General features: G+C 58.0%; 13 protein-coding genes and 1 pseudogene. 7 read left to right on the forward strand and 7 right to left on the reverse strand.

Going from position 1 to position 12,488, the window contains the following annotated elements; genetic code table 11:
- Positions 1 to 18 precede the first annotated feature (18 nt).
- From BFC21_RS05975 to BFC21_RS05990, 4 genes are all read left to right on the forward strand, one after another.
- Positions 19 to 315 (forward strand): helix-turn-helix transcriptional regulator, encoded by a 297-nt coding sequence (locus tag BFC21_RS05975; RefSeq protein ID WP_016780990.1) that lies wholly within the window; start codon positions 19 to 21, stop codon positions 313 to 315.
- Positions 316 to 369: 54 nt separating this feature from the next.
- Positions 370 to 1,380, forward strand: coding sequence for an NAD(P)-dependent alcohol dehydrogenase (locus tag BFC21_RS05980; RefSeq protein WP_086797203.1), 1,011 nt, complete (start codon positions 370 to 372; stop codon positions 1,378 to 1,380).
- Between the two features lie 78 nt (positions 1,381 to 1,458).
- Positions 1,459 to 1,932, forward strand: a complete 474-nt coding sequence (locus BFC21_RS05985) for a YbaK/EbsC family protein (RefSeq protein WP_016780992.1) — start codon at positions 1,459 to 1,461, stop codon at positions 1,930 to 1,932.
- 172 nt (positions 1,933 to 2,104) lie between these two features.
- The gene (locus tag BFC21_RS05990) at positions 2,105 to 3,976 is read left to right on the forward strand and encodes a DUF3857 domain-containing transglutaminase family protein (RefSeq protein WP_088377429.1); all 1,872 of its coding nucleotides are present in this window, start codon (positions 2,105 to 2,107) and stop codon (positions 3,974 to 3,976) included.
- Between the two features lie 61 nt (positions 3,977 to 4,037).
- Here BFC21_RS05990 and pgm read toward each other — a convergent pair whose 3' ends face one another.
- Positions 4,038 to 5,678, reverse strand: coding sequence for a phosphoglucomutase (alpha-D-glucose-1,6-bisphosphate-dependent) (pgm, locus tag BFC21_RS05995; protein WP_088377430.1), 1,641 nt, complete (start codon positions 5,676 to 5,678; stop codon positions 4,038 to 4,040).
- A 184-nt stretch (positions 5,679 to 5,862) separates the two neighbouring features.
- Between pgm and eco the strand changes: the two genes are divergently transcribed.
- Complete coding sequence (gene eco / locus BFC21_RS06000; RefSeq protein ID WP_088377431.1) at positions 5,863 to 6,345, forward strand: serine protease inhibitor ecotin; 483 nt, start codon at positions 5,863 to 5,865, stop codon at positions 6,343 to 6,345.
- A 56-nt stretch (positions 6,346 to 6,401) separates the two neighbouring features.
- On the opposite strand, the gene BFC21_RS06005 is transcribed toward eco, so the two are convergent.
- From BFC21_RS06005 to BFC21_RS06030, 6 genes are all read right to left on the reverse strand, one after another.
- Positions 6,402 to 7,550, reverse strand: a complete 1,149-nt coding sequence (locus BFC21_RS06005) for a PQQ-dependent sugar dehydrogenase (protein WP_088377432.1) — start codon at positions 7,548 to 7,550, stop codon at positions 6,402 to 6,404.
- A gap of 18 nt (positions 7,551 to 7,568) precedes the next feature.
- The gene (locus BFC21_RS06010; RefSeq protein ID WP_088377433.1) at positions 7,569 to 7,910 is read right to left on the reverse strand and encodes a hypothetical protein; all 342 of its coding nucleotides are present in this window, start codon (positions 7,908 to 7,910) and stop codon (positions 7,569 to 7,571) included.
- A gap of 13 nt (positions 7,911 to 7,923) precedes the next feature.
- The gene (locus BFC21_RS06015; RefSeq protein WP_016780998.1) at positions 7,924 to 8,382 is read right to left on the reverse strand and encodes a hypothetical protein; all 459 of its coding nucleotides are present in this window, start codon (positions 8,380 to 8,382) and stop codon (positions 7,924 to 7,926) included.
- Positions 8,383 to 8,631: 249 nt separating this feature from the next.
- Positions 8,632 to 8,946: an acid-activated periplasmic chaperone HdeA gene (hdeA, locus tag BFC21_RS06020; protein WP_088377434.1), complete on the reverse strand. Its 315-nt coding sequence runs from the start codon at positions 8,944 to 8,946 to the stop codon at positions 8,632 to 8,634.
- 78 nt (positions 8,947 to 9,024) lie between these two features.
- Positions 9,025 to 10,065, reverse strand: coding sequence for a zinc-dependent alcohol dehydrogenase family protein (locus tag BFC21_RS06025; RefSeq protein ID WP_088377435.1), 1,041 nt, complete (start codon positions 10,063 to 10,065; stop codon positions 9,025 to 9,027).
- Positions 10,066 to 10,198: 133 nt separating this feature from the next.
- Positions 10,199 to 10,474 (reverse strand): DUF2798 domain-containing protein, encoded by a 276-nt coding sequence (locus tag BFC21_RS06030; RefSeq protein ID WP_016781001.1) that lies wholly within the window; start codon positions 10,472 to 10,474, stop codon positions 10,199 to 10,201.
- Positions 10,475 to 10,603: 129 nt separating this feature from the next.
- Between BFC21_RS06030 and BFC21_RS06035 the strand changes: the two genes are divergently transcribed.
- Together BFC21_RS06035 and BFC21_RS27515 are read left to right on the forward strand one after the other, a co-directional pair.
- Positions 10,604 to 11,593, forward strand: coding sequence for a LysR family transcriptional regulator (locus tag BFC21_RS06035; RefSeq protein ID WP_120265799.1), 990 nt, complete (start codon positions 10,604 to 10,606; stop codon positions 11,591 to 11,593).
- Between the two features lie 665 nt (positions 11,594 to 12,258).
- Positions 12,259 to 12,477 (forward strand): annotated as a pseudogene (locus BFC21_RS27515) (hypothetical protein); the annotation flags it as partial.
- Between the last annotated feature and the right edge of the window lie 11 nt (positions 12,478 to 12,488).

A 12,488-nucleotide genomic window follows, 5' to 3' on the forward strand; every position in this document is an offset into this window, starting at 1 on the left:
AGCGTAGTATCCCCCTCCATGATTCTCGAACAGCTCAAAGCCCTGGGCAATGACACTCGCATGCAAATGATGGAGTGGCTCAAAGACCCGCTCAGCAATTTCCCGCCCCAGGACCACGGTGATCCTGCGATCGGTGTATGCGTCACCCATTTGCAGCACAAGGCCGGGCTGTCGCCTTCTACCGCGTCAGCGCACCTGGCCATTTTGCAGCGCGCCGGATTCGTTCTGACCACGCGTATCGGCAAGTGGACTTACTACCGACGCAATGAGCAGGCGATTAATGACTTTGCGGCTAGGCTGAAAATCGAGTTGTAATTTTTACCTATACATTTCGTTATTTCGCGCAATGTAAAAATATGAGGAAGCCCCATGAGCACTAAAGCAATCTTCGTCAAACCCGGCGGCGGCTATCAGAATGTAGTGGTCGGCCACAGTGAAGCACCTGCACCAGGTGCCGGTGAAATCACGGTGCGTTTGCATGCCAACTCGCTGAACTATCACGACTTTGCGGTGGTTAGCGGCATGTGGGGGCCGAGCGAAGAGCGTATCCCGATGGCCGATGGCGCGGGTGAAGTGATTGCCGTAGGCACGGATGTGAGTGAATTCAAGGTCGGCGATTCGGTAGTCAGCACCTTCTTCCCGCAGTGGATCGACGGCACCCCGCTGGTGGAAGGTTTTGTCACCGTGCCGGGTGACGGCATTGACGGCTATGCCCGTGAGCAGGTCACCGCCAGCGCCGCATCGTTCACCCACGCCCCGGCCCGCTGGAGCCATGCCGAGGCTGCGACCCTGACCACCGCCGGCCTCACCGCCTGGCGTGCGCTGATGGCCGACGACTCGCTCAAGCCGGGCGACACGGTTTTGGTACAAGGCACCGGCGGTGTGTCGATCTTCGCCCTGCAATTTGCCAAGATGGCGGGTGCCACGGTGATTGCGACCTCCTCCAGTGACGAAAAACTGGAGCGTCTCAAGGCGATGGGCGCCGACCATGTGATCAACTACCGCAAGGACAGCCAGTGGGGCGCAACTGCCCTGGCCCTGACCGGCGGGCGCGGTGTCGATCACATCATTGAAGTCGGCGGCCCGGCAACCCTGGAGCAGTCGATGATTGCCATCCGGGTGGGCGGGCATATCTCGATCATCGGTATCCTCAGCGGCGTCACCGGGGCGATGGACTTTGTACCAATGCTGATCAAGCAAGTGCGCCTGCAGGGTGTGCTGGTCGGCAGCCGCAGCCAGCAGCAGGCGATGATCCGGGCGATCGATGCCAATGGCATGCGCCCCGTGATCGATCGCCACTTCCCGCTTAACGACATCGTCGAAGCGTTCAAGTACCAGGAAACCAATCAGCACTTCGGCAAGATCATTCTGGACATCTGACCCACCCTCGCCGATGGCGCATTGACAGTGCGCCATCGGCTTCTCTAGATTCAGGCTTTTGCCCAGAGAGTGAGCCTGATGAGCCTTGAATCCGTACGCGCTTTTTTTCACGCCAACGCCCCCGACCTGCACATCATCGAATTGGCCACCAGCACTGCAACTGTCGCGCTGGCCGCCGAGGCCCACGGCGTGGAGCCCGGGCAAATTGCCAAGACCCTGGCCTTTCGGGTGGGTGAACGCAACGTGTTGCTCGTGGCACGGGGTGACGCACGTATCGACAACAAAAAAATCAAGGACGCCTTGGGCAGCAAAGCCAAAATGCTCGATGCCGAAACGGTCGTTGCCTTGACCAGTCACCCGGTGGGAGGTGTTTGCCCATTCGGCCTGGCCACCGATCTGGCGGTGTACTGCGATATTTCCCTGCAAAGTTTCAGTGAAGTGATGCCCGCCGCCGGCGCCACGCACACGGCGGTGAAGATTTGCCCGACGCGCATGGCCGATCTGGTCAAGGCGCAATGGGTCGATGTATGCCAGCCCCTGCCGGCCGCCTGAATTCACGCCAAGGCTCTGGATCGGGCATCTGCGCGAGGATGATTGTCTGACAATGTAGAAAATACAGTTGAGATCGATTATCATCCGCCGTTCGCGCAGCATCCTGCAAGCGTGTATCGACATAACTAAAACGTCGCAGGGTGCTGTTTCAAGGGAACGACCTGAGGCGCTCATGCACCGCTTTACTTTCAGCAAATCTTTGATTTGCGCAACACTGGGGATTATCAGCCTGCCGTCTTTTGCGGCATTGCAACCGGCATCAGAGGCCGCACTGGCGGGCGAAACAACCAAGACCTGCCATTTCAACCAAGACACCAGCAGCGATTGCAGCACCACTTACCGTTACACCATCCTGACCAACAATGGCCGCGAGATGCTGTCGCGCATCGACTTCAGCTTCCCCGAGACTGATCAGCTGGAGATCATCGACGCCCAGTCGACGCAACCCGGCGGCAAACCGGTCGCCCTGGCCCCCACGCAAATCGATACGCGCATGGCGCCCAACCCCGACCAGGGCTTCCAGCGGGCGCGGCAAACCTCGATCGCGTTCCCCAACCTGCGCATCGGCACCCAAATCAGCTACACCGTGCGTGAACATACGGTGGCCAAACCGCTGATGACACACTTCCATTACCCGATGATGTTCGGCCCAGCCCCCGTGCGTTCGGATGCCTTCAAAAGCACTTTCACCGCCGAACAGCCCATCGTCTGGCGCAGTGAATTGATGGAGGACTTTACCTTCACCCCGTCATCCGACAACAAGACCCTGGTGATCGAGCAGAAAACACCGCGCTTCGTTAACTACATCAACGAAGCGGGCAACGCCTATATCCGCCAGATGCCACGGGTTGAAATCGCCAGTTCCGGCCTGGTGCAGGATCATCTCGCCAGCCTGGCCACGCGCTATCACCAAATCCTCGCCGCCAACCTGCCAGCGGGCGCCGCCAGGGTCGTCTCAGGCCTCAAGGGTTTGCCTGCTGCCGGGCAAGTGGCCGGGGTGATGCAATACATCCACGAGCAATACCGGTATATGGGCGACTGGCGCGCCACGGATCGTGGCTATGTGCCGTTTACCCTGAATGAAATCGAAGAACGCGGCTACGGCGATTGCAAGGACCTGTCAGTGCTGCTGACCGCCATGTTGCAGGCCAGCGGCATAAACGCCCAGACCGCCTGGGTCAGCCGTGGCAGCAACCCGCTGGGGTTGCTGCTGCCCGGCATCGGCGCGGCCAACCACGCCATTGTCAAGGCACACGTCAACGGCCAGGTCTGGTGGCTGGACCCGACCAACCCGGTGTTTATGCCGGGGCGCAGCATGCCCGATATCCAGAATCGCTGGGCACTGGTCATCGATGCCGAGGGCAAGGTGTACCAGGACCATATCCCCGAAGAACAGCCAAGCCTGAGCATGGCCGTGAAGAAGTTCGAACACTTCAACCGCGACGGTCAGGCCCGCACCACGGCTGAGGTACAGATGGGGCAAATGACCCTGATGCAACTCAGCTTTGCCGACACCGACTCCGGAGTCAGCGCGACCGACCTGAACCTGTGTAACCATTTCGGCAAGGAAATCAGCGACTGCAAGATCAACCGCGAGAAAACCGCTTTTGTCGTGCCTGAGCGTTACAAGGTGCAGGCCACGCTGACCAACCTTCGACCACTGGACAACCTGTCAGGGCAACTGGTGTACAAACCGGCCTTTGCCAGCGAGCGCTGGGACAGCCTGATGAACTATCGACGTACCGGGCAACTGGCGGATTTGTACATGGCCGATCCGGAAACCGTGACCTACGACATCACCCTCTCAGGTGCCAAGGTGGGCAAGGCGATCAAGGCCTGCAAGGTGAACTCGCCGTGGTTCGATATGACCTTGAGCAGCCAACGCAGCAAGGATGAGTACCGCTACCTGTACACCATGACGCAAAAACACAGCTGGTTGAGTCATGACGAAATCATGAGTGCACCGTTCGAGGCCATGCTCCAGCAAGCCCGGGCCTGCAACGAGAACATGCAGCAAGTGGTGCAACTCAACGCCAAGGGCTAAGCGCTTTGCGCCCAGCCACAAAAAAGCCCGACCCCTTGCGGGGCCGGGCTTTTTTATTGGCTTAGGCGATGGCGGTATCGACCAGCACTTGTGCTTCCTCAACCAGGCGGCTGAGGTGCTCGTCGCCGATAAAACTCTCGGCGTAGATTTTGTAGATGTCTTCGGTGCCCGAAGGGCGTGCCGCAAACCAGCCGTTTTCAGTCATGACCTTGAGCCCGCCGATGGCCTGGTTGTTACCCGGCGCATGGCTAAGGATCTGGGTAATGGCTTCACCTGCCAGGTGGGTGGACTTGACCTGCTCGGGCGACAGCTTGCCCAGCAGCGCTTTTTGCTGCGGGGTGGCCTTGGCGTCGACGCGGGTGGAGAACGGCTGGCCCAGTTCCTCGGTCATTTTCTGGTACAGCTGGTAAGGGTCACGACCGCTGCGCGCGGTCATCTCCGCAGCCAGCAGCGACGGGATCAAGCCGTCCTTGTCGGTGGACCAGACGCTGCCGTCCAGACGCAGGAACGAGGCGCCGGCGCTTTCTTCGCCACCAAAGCCCAGCGAGCCGTCAAACAAGCCATCGGCGAACCACTTGAAACCTACCGGCACTTCGTACAGGCGACGGTCCAGGCGCGCGGCGACACGGTCAATCAGGCCGCTGCTGACCACGGTCTTGCCCACGGCGGCATCGGCGCGCCATTGCGGCCGGTTGCGGAACAGGTAGTCGATGGACACGGCCAGATAATTGTTCGGCGCCAGCAGCCCGCCCGATGGGGTAACGATACCGTGGCGGTCGTGGTCCGGGTCACAGGCAAACGCCACGTCGAAGCGCTCTTTAAGGCCGATCAGGCCTTGCATGGCATAGCTGGATGACGGGTCCATGCGGATGCGGCCATCCCAATCCACGCACATAAAGCGGAACGTCGGGTCGACTTCGGTGTTCACCACGTCCAGGTTCAGGCCGTAGTGCTCGCCGATCGCCGACCAGTAGCGCACACCGGCACCGCCCAGCGGGTCAACGCCCAGGCGCAGATTGGCGCCGCGCAGGGTGTCCATGTCGATCACGTTTCGAAGATCGGCAACATAGGTGTTCAGGTAATCATGGCGGTGGGTGGTGGCGGCTTTCAGGGCCTGCTCGTAGCCCATGCGCTTGACCCCGCGCAGCTTGTCGGCCAGCAATTCGTTGGCCTTGGCCTCGATCCATTTGGTGACATCGGTATCGGCCGGGCCACCATTGGGCGGGTTGTACTTGAAACCGCCGCTTTCTGGCGGATTGTGCGACGGCGTAATCACTACGCCATCCGCCAGGCCGCTGGTGCGGCCACGGTTGTAGCAGATGATGGCGTGGGAAATGGCTGGCGTCGGGGTGTATTCATCGTCCGCTGCGATCATGGTCTCGACACCATTGGCAGCAAATACTTCCAGGGCACTGGCGCCAGCAGGCGTCGACAATGCGTGGGTATCGATGCCTACAAATAGCGGGCCATTGATGCCCTTCATTTGACGGTACAGGCAGATGGCCTGGCTGATAGCCAGTACATGCCACTCATTGAAGCTCAGCTCGAACGAACTGCCGCGGTGCCCGGAAGTACCAAAGGCAACACGCTGGGTGGCGATGGCGGCATCGGGTTGACCGGTGTAATAAGCGGTCACCAGTCGCGCAATATCGACCAGCACGTTAGCCGGAGCCGGTTTGCCCGCAAGAGGACTGAGTGTCATGCAAAACCTCGGGAAATATGTGATTCGGAGGAAAAAAGGCAGTTTACTGGCAGTTCGACACTGGCGCGATGCAATCTATCCATGCCAAGTGATCTGTTTTGCACTTTAATGCACTCTGCGTTGTCTGTAGTTGCTCCAGACACGTTGTTTTGTACATCTTCAGATCTGAAATAAGGAAAGCACCATGAAATCACTGGTGAACAGTGCGGCTGTACTACTTGCCCTGGGTACGCTGTGCAGCGCGGCCAACGCCGCCAAACTGGAAGACGTCGCCCCCTATCCCAAAGCCGAGGCAGGCTTTAGCCGCCAGGTCATTCATTTGCCCAAGCAGAAGAATGAAGACGATTACAAAGTCCAGATCATCGCGGGCAAGACCCTGCAGGTCGACTGCAACCAGCAGCGCCTTGGCGGTAAACTGGAAGAAAAAACCCTCAAGGGCTGGGGCTACCCGATGTATCGCCTGAACAAGGTCAGCGGGCCGATGAGCACGATGATGGCCTGCCCCGATGGCAAGGCCCACCCCGAATTCGTTCCCGTGGTCGGTGAAGGCTTTATGCTGCGCTACAACAGCAAACTGCCGATCGTGGTGTATGTACCCAAGGATATCGAAGTGCGCTACCGCATCTGGTCCGCATCCAAGCAGATCAAGCAAGCTGTAAGCGAGTAAGCGCTTGGTTTTTGCCTTGTGGGCGCTGGCTTGCCGGCTCCCACAAGGATTGAGGGTTATTGCAAGCCCACTCGATACAGCACGCCATTGTCCTCATCGGTCAGCACATATAAATAGCCATCCGGCCCCTGGCGCACATCGCGAATACGCGCCTTGAGTTCACCCAGCAAGCGTTCCTCATGCACCACCTTGTCATCCTTGAGCTGCAGGCGGATCAGGTTTTTATCTGCCAGGGCACCGATAAACAGGTTGTGCTGCCACGGTTTGAACCGGTCTGAATCGTAAAAGGCCATGCCACTGATACCAGGTGATTTCTCCCAAACGTGATACGGCCCCACCGTACCTTCGACAAGGGTGCCCTGCGCCTCGGAAATCGGCCTGGAAGAGTAGTCAATACCGTGGGTCGCCAACGGCCAGCCGTAATTTTTACCCCGCTCGATCAGGTTGATTTCATCCCCCCCTTTTGGCCCGTGCTCATGGGTCCACAAGGTGCCGGTCCAGGGGTTCAGTGCCGCGCCCTGCTGGTTACGATGCCCGTATGACCAGATTTCCGGCCTTGCGTCCTTGTTGCCGACAAACGGGTTGTCGTCAGGGATGCGGCCATCCGGGTAGATGCGTACGACCTTGCCCTGCAGTTTGTCCAGGTCCTGTGCTGTCGGACGCTGATTGTTTTCGCCCAGGGCGATAAACAGATAGCCGTCGCGGTCGAATACCAGCCGCGAGCCAAAGTGGTTGCCAGTGGAGAGCTTGGGTTGCTGGCGCAAGATCACTTCAAAGTCGGTCAAGCGGGTCAAGTCATCCGACAAGCGCCCACGGCCCACCGTGGTACCTGCCTTGCCGTCTTCGCCGCCTTCGGCGTACGACAAGTACACCAGCCGGTCTTCACCGAAACTGGGCGACAGCACCACATCGAGTAAACCGCCCTGCCCTTTGGCCCACACCTGGGGCACGCCTGAGAGCGGTGCCGAGAGTTTGCCATCAGGGCTGACGGTGCGCAGGTTACCCGGGCGCTCGGTCACCAGCATGCCTTGCTTGTCAGGCAAAAAGGCCAGTGCCCAGGGATGGTCAAGGCCTTCTACCACTGGGGTTACGGTGACGGTTCCGTTTTCGCTGGCAAAGGACTTTTGCGGATCGGCATGGGCCGTGAAGGCCGTAGTGAGCAGCGAAGAGGCACACAAGGTGACCAGCAAGGTTGTTCTCAACATCAGCAATTCCTTGTTTTGTTAAGGTTTGTCTCGCGGCTGGAGCGATGGAGCTGTCGGTTTGCGGGTGGGTGGCGGCGACTGATGACGTGGGTAGCCATTACCGATGGCTCCATTTTCCAGGCTTGGTGCTCGCGGCACTGGCGCCGTTGACGGGCCGCTTGCCCCTGGAACGGATGCGCCCGTGCCCTGGCGGCTGTTGGGGTTGATGCGGCGGATGGCATCATTGGCCGGCGGCGTATTGGTGATCGGCGTATTCTGCGCCAGCAGCACTGGCGAACCTGGCGGGGTGTGTGCCTGCGCCTGGCCAGCCAGTACGCCGCCGATCAACATGAGTAAGCAGCTGTATTTAAGCGGATTCATTACGCCCTCCGGATCACGTCTCGATGTCGGGGCCAATCTCAATGACCGTCGACTCCCGCGCTTGTGCCAGCAATGCTTCGCGACAGACCTGATAGCAGTCTTCGATATGACCGTTGCCGACCACTTTCATCACGCCGAAGCTGATGGTGGCCGCCACGGCCTGCCCCACAAAAGGAACAAAACGAATCACCGACTTGGTGGCCACCTTGGCGCCCATTTTGCGAACCAGCGACATCACCAGGGTGCGGCTGATAAATTTGCCGATCACTTCACTGCCAATACCGGTCACTGCCACCACGATCAGGCGTTTGGAGCGTGAGTCCATCTGCTCGATCTGGTGCGGGGTCAAGCCGAATTTGCTGTTGATAGCCGGCAGCATCTCTACCAGCAGTGCCACGTCGGTGCCGATGTCCAGCCCCGGTATCGGCAACGCAGCCGCACCTGCCGACACAGCCGAGCGCTTGGTGACCATGGCACGGCACTCGTCACGAATACGGTCAAGTTCGGCTAATGATCTGATTAACATAGGATTCCCCGACAGATAGAGATAGAACCAGCGTAGTTTACTACGCTCTTGCAACCAGCAAGGCAGGCCTGTCTTTATGTAGAGGGGTTACAGCGCAGGAAATTCACAACAACGGGGATGTTTTTGCCCGCAAGGGCCGCGAAGGCCCACAGAGGGGGTAGCCTGTACTCTTGTGAAGTACAGGCCGGGCGAGGCTTACACGTCTTTCTTGACCTTTTCCCACTCAGCCTTGAGCTTGGAGACAAAGGATTCTTTCGGGGTTTCCTTGCAGGCCGTCACCACCAGCGGGGTGATTTTGGCGATACCGTCAACATCCAGCACGGCATCTTCAACCTTGCCCTTCTTGTTGATGGCTTCACCCAAGCCAACCGCAGTTGGCTGGAAGCTCTCATCCACGGCCAGGAAATCCGCGCATGTCCATTTTGCCACGGGCTGCTTGGTTTCAGCTTGAGCCAGTGTGGAAAGTGCCGCCAAGCCAACGACGCCCATAAACAGAATGTGCTTTTTCATATGCCAATATCCCTATTATCAACGATTAAGTAACATGAGTTCTGCCGCAAACAACATAGTAGTGGAAGGGGTTTCTGTCTATTTTTGAGACAGGATGACCTTCATGGCCTTCTCCTTGGCCGCATTGCCGAACACCTCATACGCCTTGAGGATATCCGCCAGCGCAAAGCGGTGGGTGATCAACTTGCCGGCGTCGACTTTCCCCGACTGCACCGTCTTCATCAGCAACGGCGTGGTGTTGGTATTAACCAGGCCGGTGGTAATCGTGACGTTCTGGATCCATAGCTTTTCCAGGTGCAACTCGACACTTTTGCCATGCACGCCGACGTTGGCAATGGTGCCGCCCGGGGCAATCACCGACTGGCAGGTGTCGAACGAGGCCGGGATGCCTACCGCTTCAATCGCGACATCCACGCCCACGCCATCGGTCAGCTGGAAAATGCGCTCAACGGCATTTTGCGTGTTGATATCGATAACATCGGTCGCGCCAAAACGCTGTGCAACTTCCAGCCGATTGGTATCGCCATCGACCATGATCAACTGGGCGGGCGAATAGAACTGAGCCGTCAGCAGTGCCGCCATGCCCACAGGCCCGGCACCGACGATCACCACGCTGTCACCCGGCTTGACCTTGCCCGCCAGCACGCCGATTTCAAAGCCGGTGGGCAAGATATCGCTGAGCATCACCAGGGCTTGCTCATCGGCCCCGGCAGGCACGGGGTAGAGGCTGTTGTCTGCATGGGGGATGCGGACATATTCGGCCTGGGTGCCGTTGATCGTATGCCCCAGGATCCAGCCGCCGTCAGCGCAGTGCGAATACATTTGGCGCCGGCAATTGGCGCAACTGCCGCACGAGGTGATGCAGGAAATCAGCACATGATCGCCCGGTTTGAAATTGCGCACCGCCGGGCCTACCGACTCGATCACACCGACCCCTTCATGCCCCAGCACCGTGCCGGGGGTCACCTCTGGCACATCGCCCTTGAGGATATGCAGGTCCGTGCCGCAGATGGTGGTGTGCAGGATTCGGACAATGGCGTCGGTCGGTTTGTCGATGACCGGATTCGGGATCTCGGCCCAGGCTTTTTCGCCTGACCCCTGATAGGTGAGCGCTTTCATGATGGCTTTCCTTTATCTGATCAAAAATCATCAGCGGCTGCCGTTGAGGTGGCAGCCCCCCAAAATCATTGATGCAGTTAAGCAGCCTTTTACTGACTTACCCTTGCCACAGGTCATAAAAGGCCCTTTCGGACTAACGGTGCGGGTGAACCGTAAACGCCACCAGCTTCATCACAATGGGTCGCACGACCAGGATGCACAGGAAGGCTACCGGCATTGCCAATTGATAGGCATGCAGGGCATTGCTCAGGTAATCCCCCTCAATGCCGGAGTTTGCCGCAGTAATCACCAGCGACATCAAAAAAGCCATGATCGCTGACATGTAAAACGCAAATACATACGGGGTAACCCGGGCCGAGAGTTTGAAACGCCGGCCACCCAGGGTGTTTTCAGTGTTGTGTGACGTCATATACAGGCCTTTTTTCAGCTTGGATTTCAGGTGTAGCGCACCTTAGCAAGATCGAAAACCGGCAACTAGACGCCCAGCGGCAGTTACTTTATAAATAAAAACTTACGAATGCCTGCGAGTGTGCCCACAGTGAATTTGTTAGCAGCGATTGCCAGTTTTATCAAAGTGGTGGAAACCGGCTCCATCGTGGGCGCGGCCAGAAACCTGGGGCTCAGTGCGGCAGCCGTCAGCCAGACCCTCAACCGCCTGGAAGAACATCTGGGCACCCGCCTGCTGCAACGCACCACCCGGCGTATGGCCCTGACCGAAAACGGTGCACTGTATTACGCCAAGGTACGACGCATCGCCTCCGACCTTGAAGCCGCGCAAATGGCCATCCGTACTGACGATAACGAACTGCAAGGGCGCCTGTGCATTGCGTCTACCTCCGCGTTCGGTCGGCATGTAGTCGCCCCGCTGATCGCAGGCTTTGCCGCGCGTTACCCGCGCCTGGCACTGGAGCTGTGTACCAGCGATGGCAAGATCAATCATATTCAGGACAATATTGACCTGAGCCTGCGCATCAAGCCGCAACTGGAAGACGGCATCGTGGCGCGCAAAATAGCCTCGGTGCCGTTTATTGTCTGCGCCGCGCCGGCCTATCTGGAGCGCGCCGGCATCCCCCGCACGCCGGAAGACCTCCAGCACCATGCCTGCCTGGGTTTTCGCTACCCCCTGGACGGGCGCCTGTTGCGCTGGGGGTTTACTCGCAATGGCCAGCACACTTACGCAGCCTTGACCTTCAGCGCAATCAGCGACGATATCGACGCGCTTACGCAAATGGCCATTCATGGCGCCGGGGTGGCACGCCTGGCCGAGTTCCTGGCGGCGCCTTACCTCGAATCAGGCCAACTGATAGCACTGCTCAAGCACAGCCATGAGCCCAATGAATCCAGCGCGCAGCCGCTGGACATCTATGCTTGTGTCCAGGATCGCGCAGCCATGACCGCAAAAGTAAAAGCGTTTATGGACTACCTGACCGAACATCTGGATAAAAGCTGGATACAGGCCAGTGCTGTAATAACAAGGCCCAACTCACTGCACGACTTCAATGCACCGAATGAGTGCAAACTCATTTGAATTAACTTTAACTTTTTTACATTCAAAACAGTATAAAGCCGTGCTGTCTTACACAGAGCAACACACGCCATTGATAAAAAACACCTCCAGAGGGGGTAGTTGCATTTTTTAATGTACTGATACACTTACCTGTAGAAACCATTCAGGGACGAATAAAAATGAGCGCCTCAACTAAACGTGGATGGAAATGGGCCTACCGCAAGATGCGCGACCTGCACTGTAGCCGCGGCTCCGCCTTGTACAGGGCGACCCGGTACTGGCTGCGCGGGGATACGGGCACATTTGTTTGTGAACTAACGCACAAAAAGATCCGTATTAATCGTTAACTTATAGTTACTACCCACGCGCCCCACTAGTTACGCAAAAGTGTGAACTCACGCACGCTTTATTCATGACCAAATCCAGGCAGGCCTGTGCAGTCAGGCCAGTAACTTTATATGATGCGCCGGCATTTGCTTATGCCAAGGTTCAACTACCTGCTAACGTCTGCGCCTGGCAGGGCCAAGCGTAACTTGCAGTTTTTTTTGCGGGGGCCGGCATGCGTCGCAATGTCGCAAGTAGCACCACCGCAAGCCCTGGAAAAAACCGTACCTGCACCGCCCGTTGTCGCTGGGCGAGCCTGCCTCTGAACCGCTGATTCGGGCAAACGCCTGGAAACACCCTTAATCAGTCATCGCCTGCCGTACAACTGTCGTCACACCTATGCGACAATACGCGTAATGTCCGGTTTGAATCCCGCCTTCATTTCCCAGCAGCTTGGCCATAGCGTCCAAATGTTGCTGTCAACGTATGCGCATTGGTTCGACTCAAGCTCAGATTGGAGCGAGCTGGAAAAGCTCCAAATTGGTCCCAAATGGGTACCGGCTGAAACCAGCGAACTCTAAGCTATTGATAG

Source organism: Pseudomonas sp. TMW 2.1634, assembly GCF_001703595.1.
Lineage (GTDB): Bacteria > Pseudomonadota > Gammaproteobacteria > Pseudomonadales > Pseudomonadaceae > Aquipseudomonas > Aquipseudomonas fragi.

Coding starts and splice junctions, on each gene's coding strand:
- BFC21_RS06005 (WP_088377432.1), bottom strand. CDS start 7,550: ATGTTGAGAACAACCTTGCTGGTCACCTTGTGTGCCTCTTCGCTGCTC.
- hdeA (WP_088377434.1), bottom strand. CDS start 8,946: ATGAAAAAGCACATTCTGTTTATGGGCGTCGTTGGCTTGGCGGCACTT.
- eco (WP_088377431.1), top strand. CDS start 5,863: ATGAAATCACTGGTGAACAGTGCGGCTGTACTACTTGCCCTGGGTACG.
- BFC21_RS06015 (WP_016780998.1), bottom strand. CDS start 8,382: ATGGTCACCAAGCGCTCGGCTGTGTCGGCAGGTGCGGCTGCGTTGCCG.
- pgm (WP_088377430.1), bottom strand. CDS start 5,678: ATGACACTCAGTCCTCTTGCGGGCAAACCGGCTCCGGCTAACGTGCTG.
- BFC21_RS06010 (WP_088377433.1), bottom strand. CDS start 7,910: ATGAATCCGCTTAAATACAGCTGCTTACTCATGTTGATCGGCGGCGTA.
- BFC21_RS05985 (WP_016780992.1), top strand. CDS start 1,459: ATGAGCCTTGAATCCGTACGCGCTTTTTTTCACGCCAACGCCCCCGAC.
- BFC21_RS06025 (WP_088377435.1), bottom strand. CDS start 10,065: ATGAAAGCGCTCACCTATCAGGGGTCAGGCGAAAAAGCCTGGGCCGAG.
- BFC21_RS06030 (WP_016781001.1), bottom strand. CDS start 10,474: ATGACGTCACACAACACTGAAAACACCCTGGGTGGCCGGCGTTTCAAA.
- BFC21_RS05980 (WP_086797203.1), top strand. CDS start 370: ATGAGCACTAAAGCAATCTTCGTCAAACCCGGCGGCGGCTATCAGAAT.
- BFC21_RS05990 (WP_088377429.1), top strand. CDS start 2,105: ATGCACCGCTTTACTTTCAGCAAATCTTTGATTTGCGCAACACTGGGG.
- BFC21_RS05975 (WP_016780990.1), top strand. CDS start 19: ATGATTCTCGAACAGCTCAAAGCCCTGGGCAATGACACTCGCATGCAA.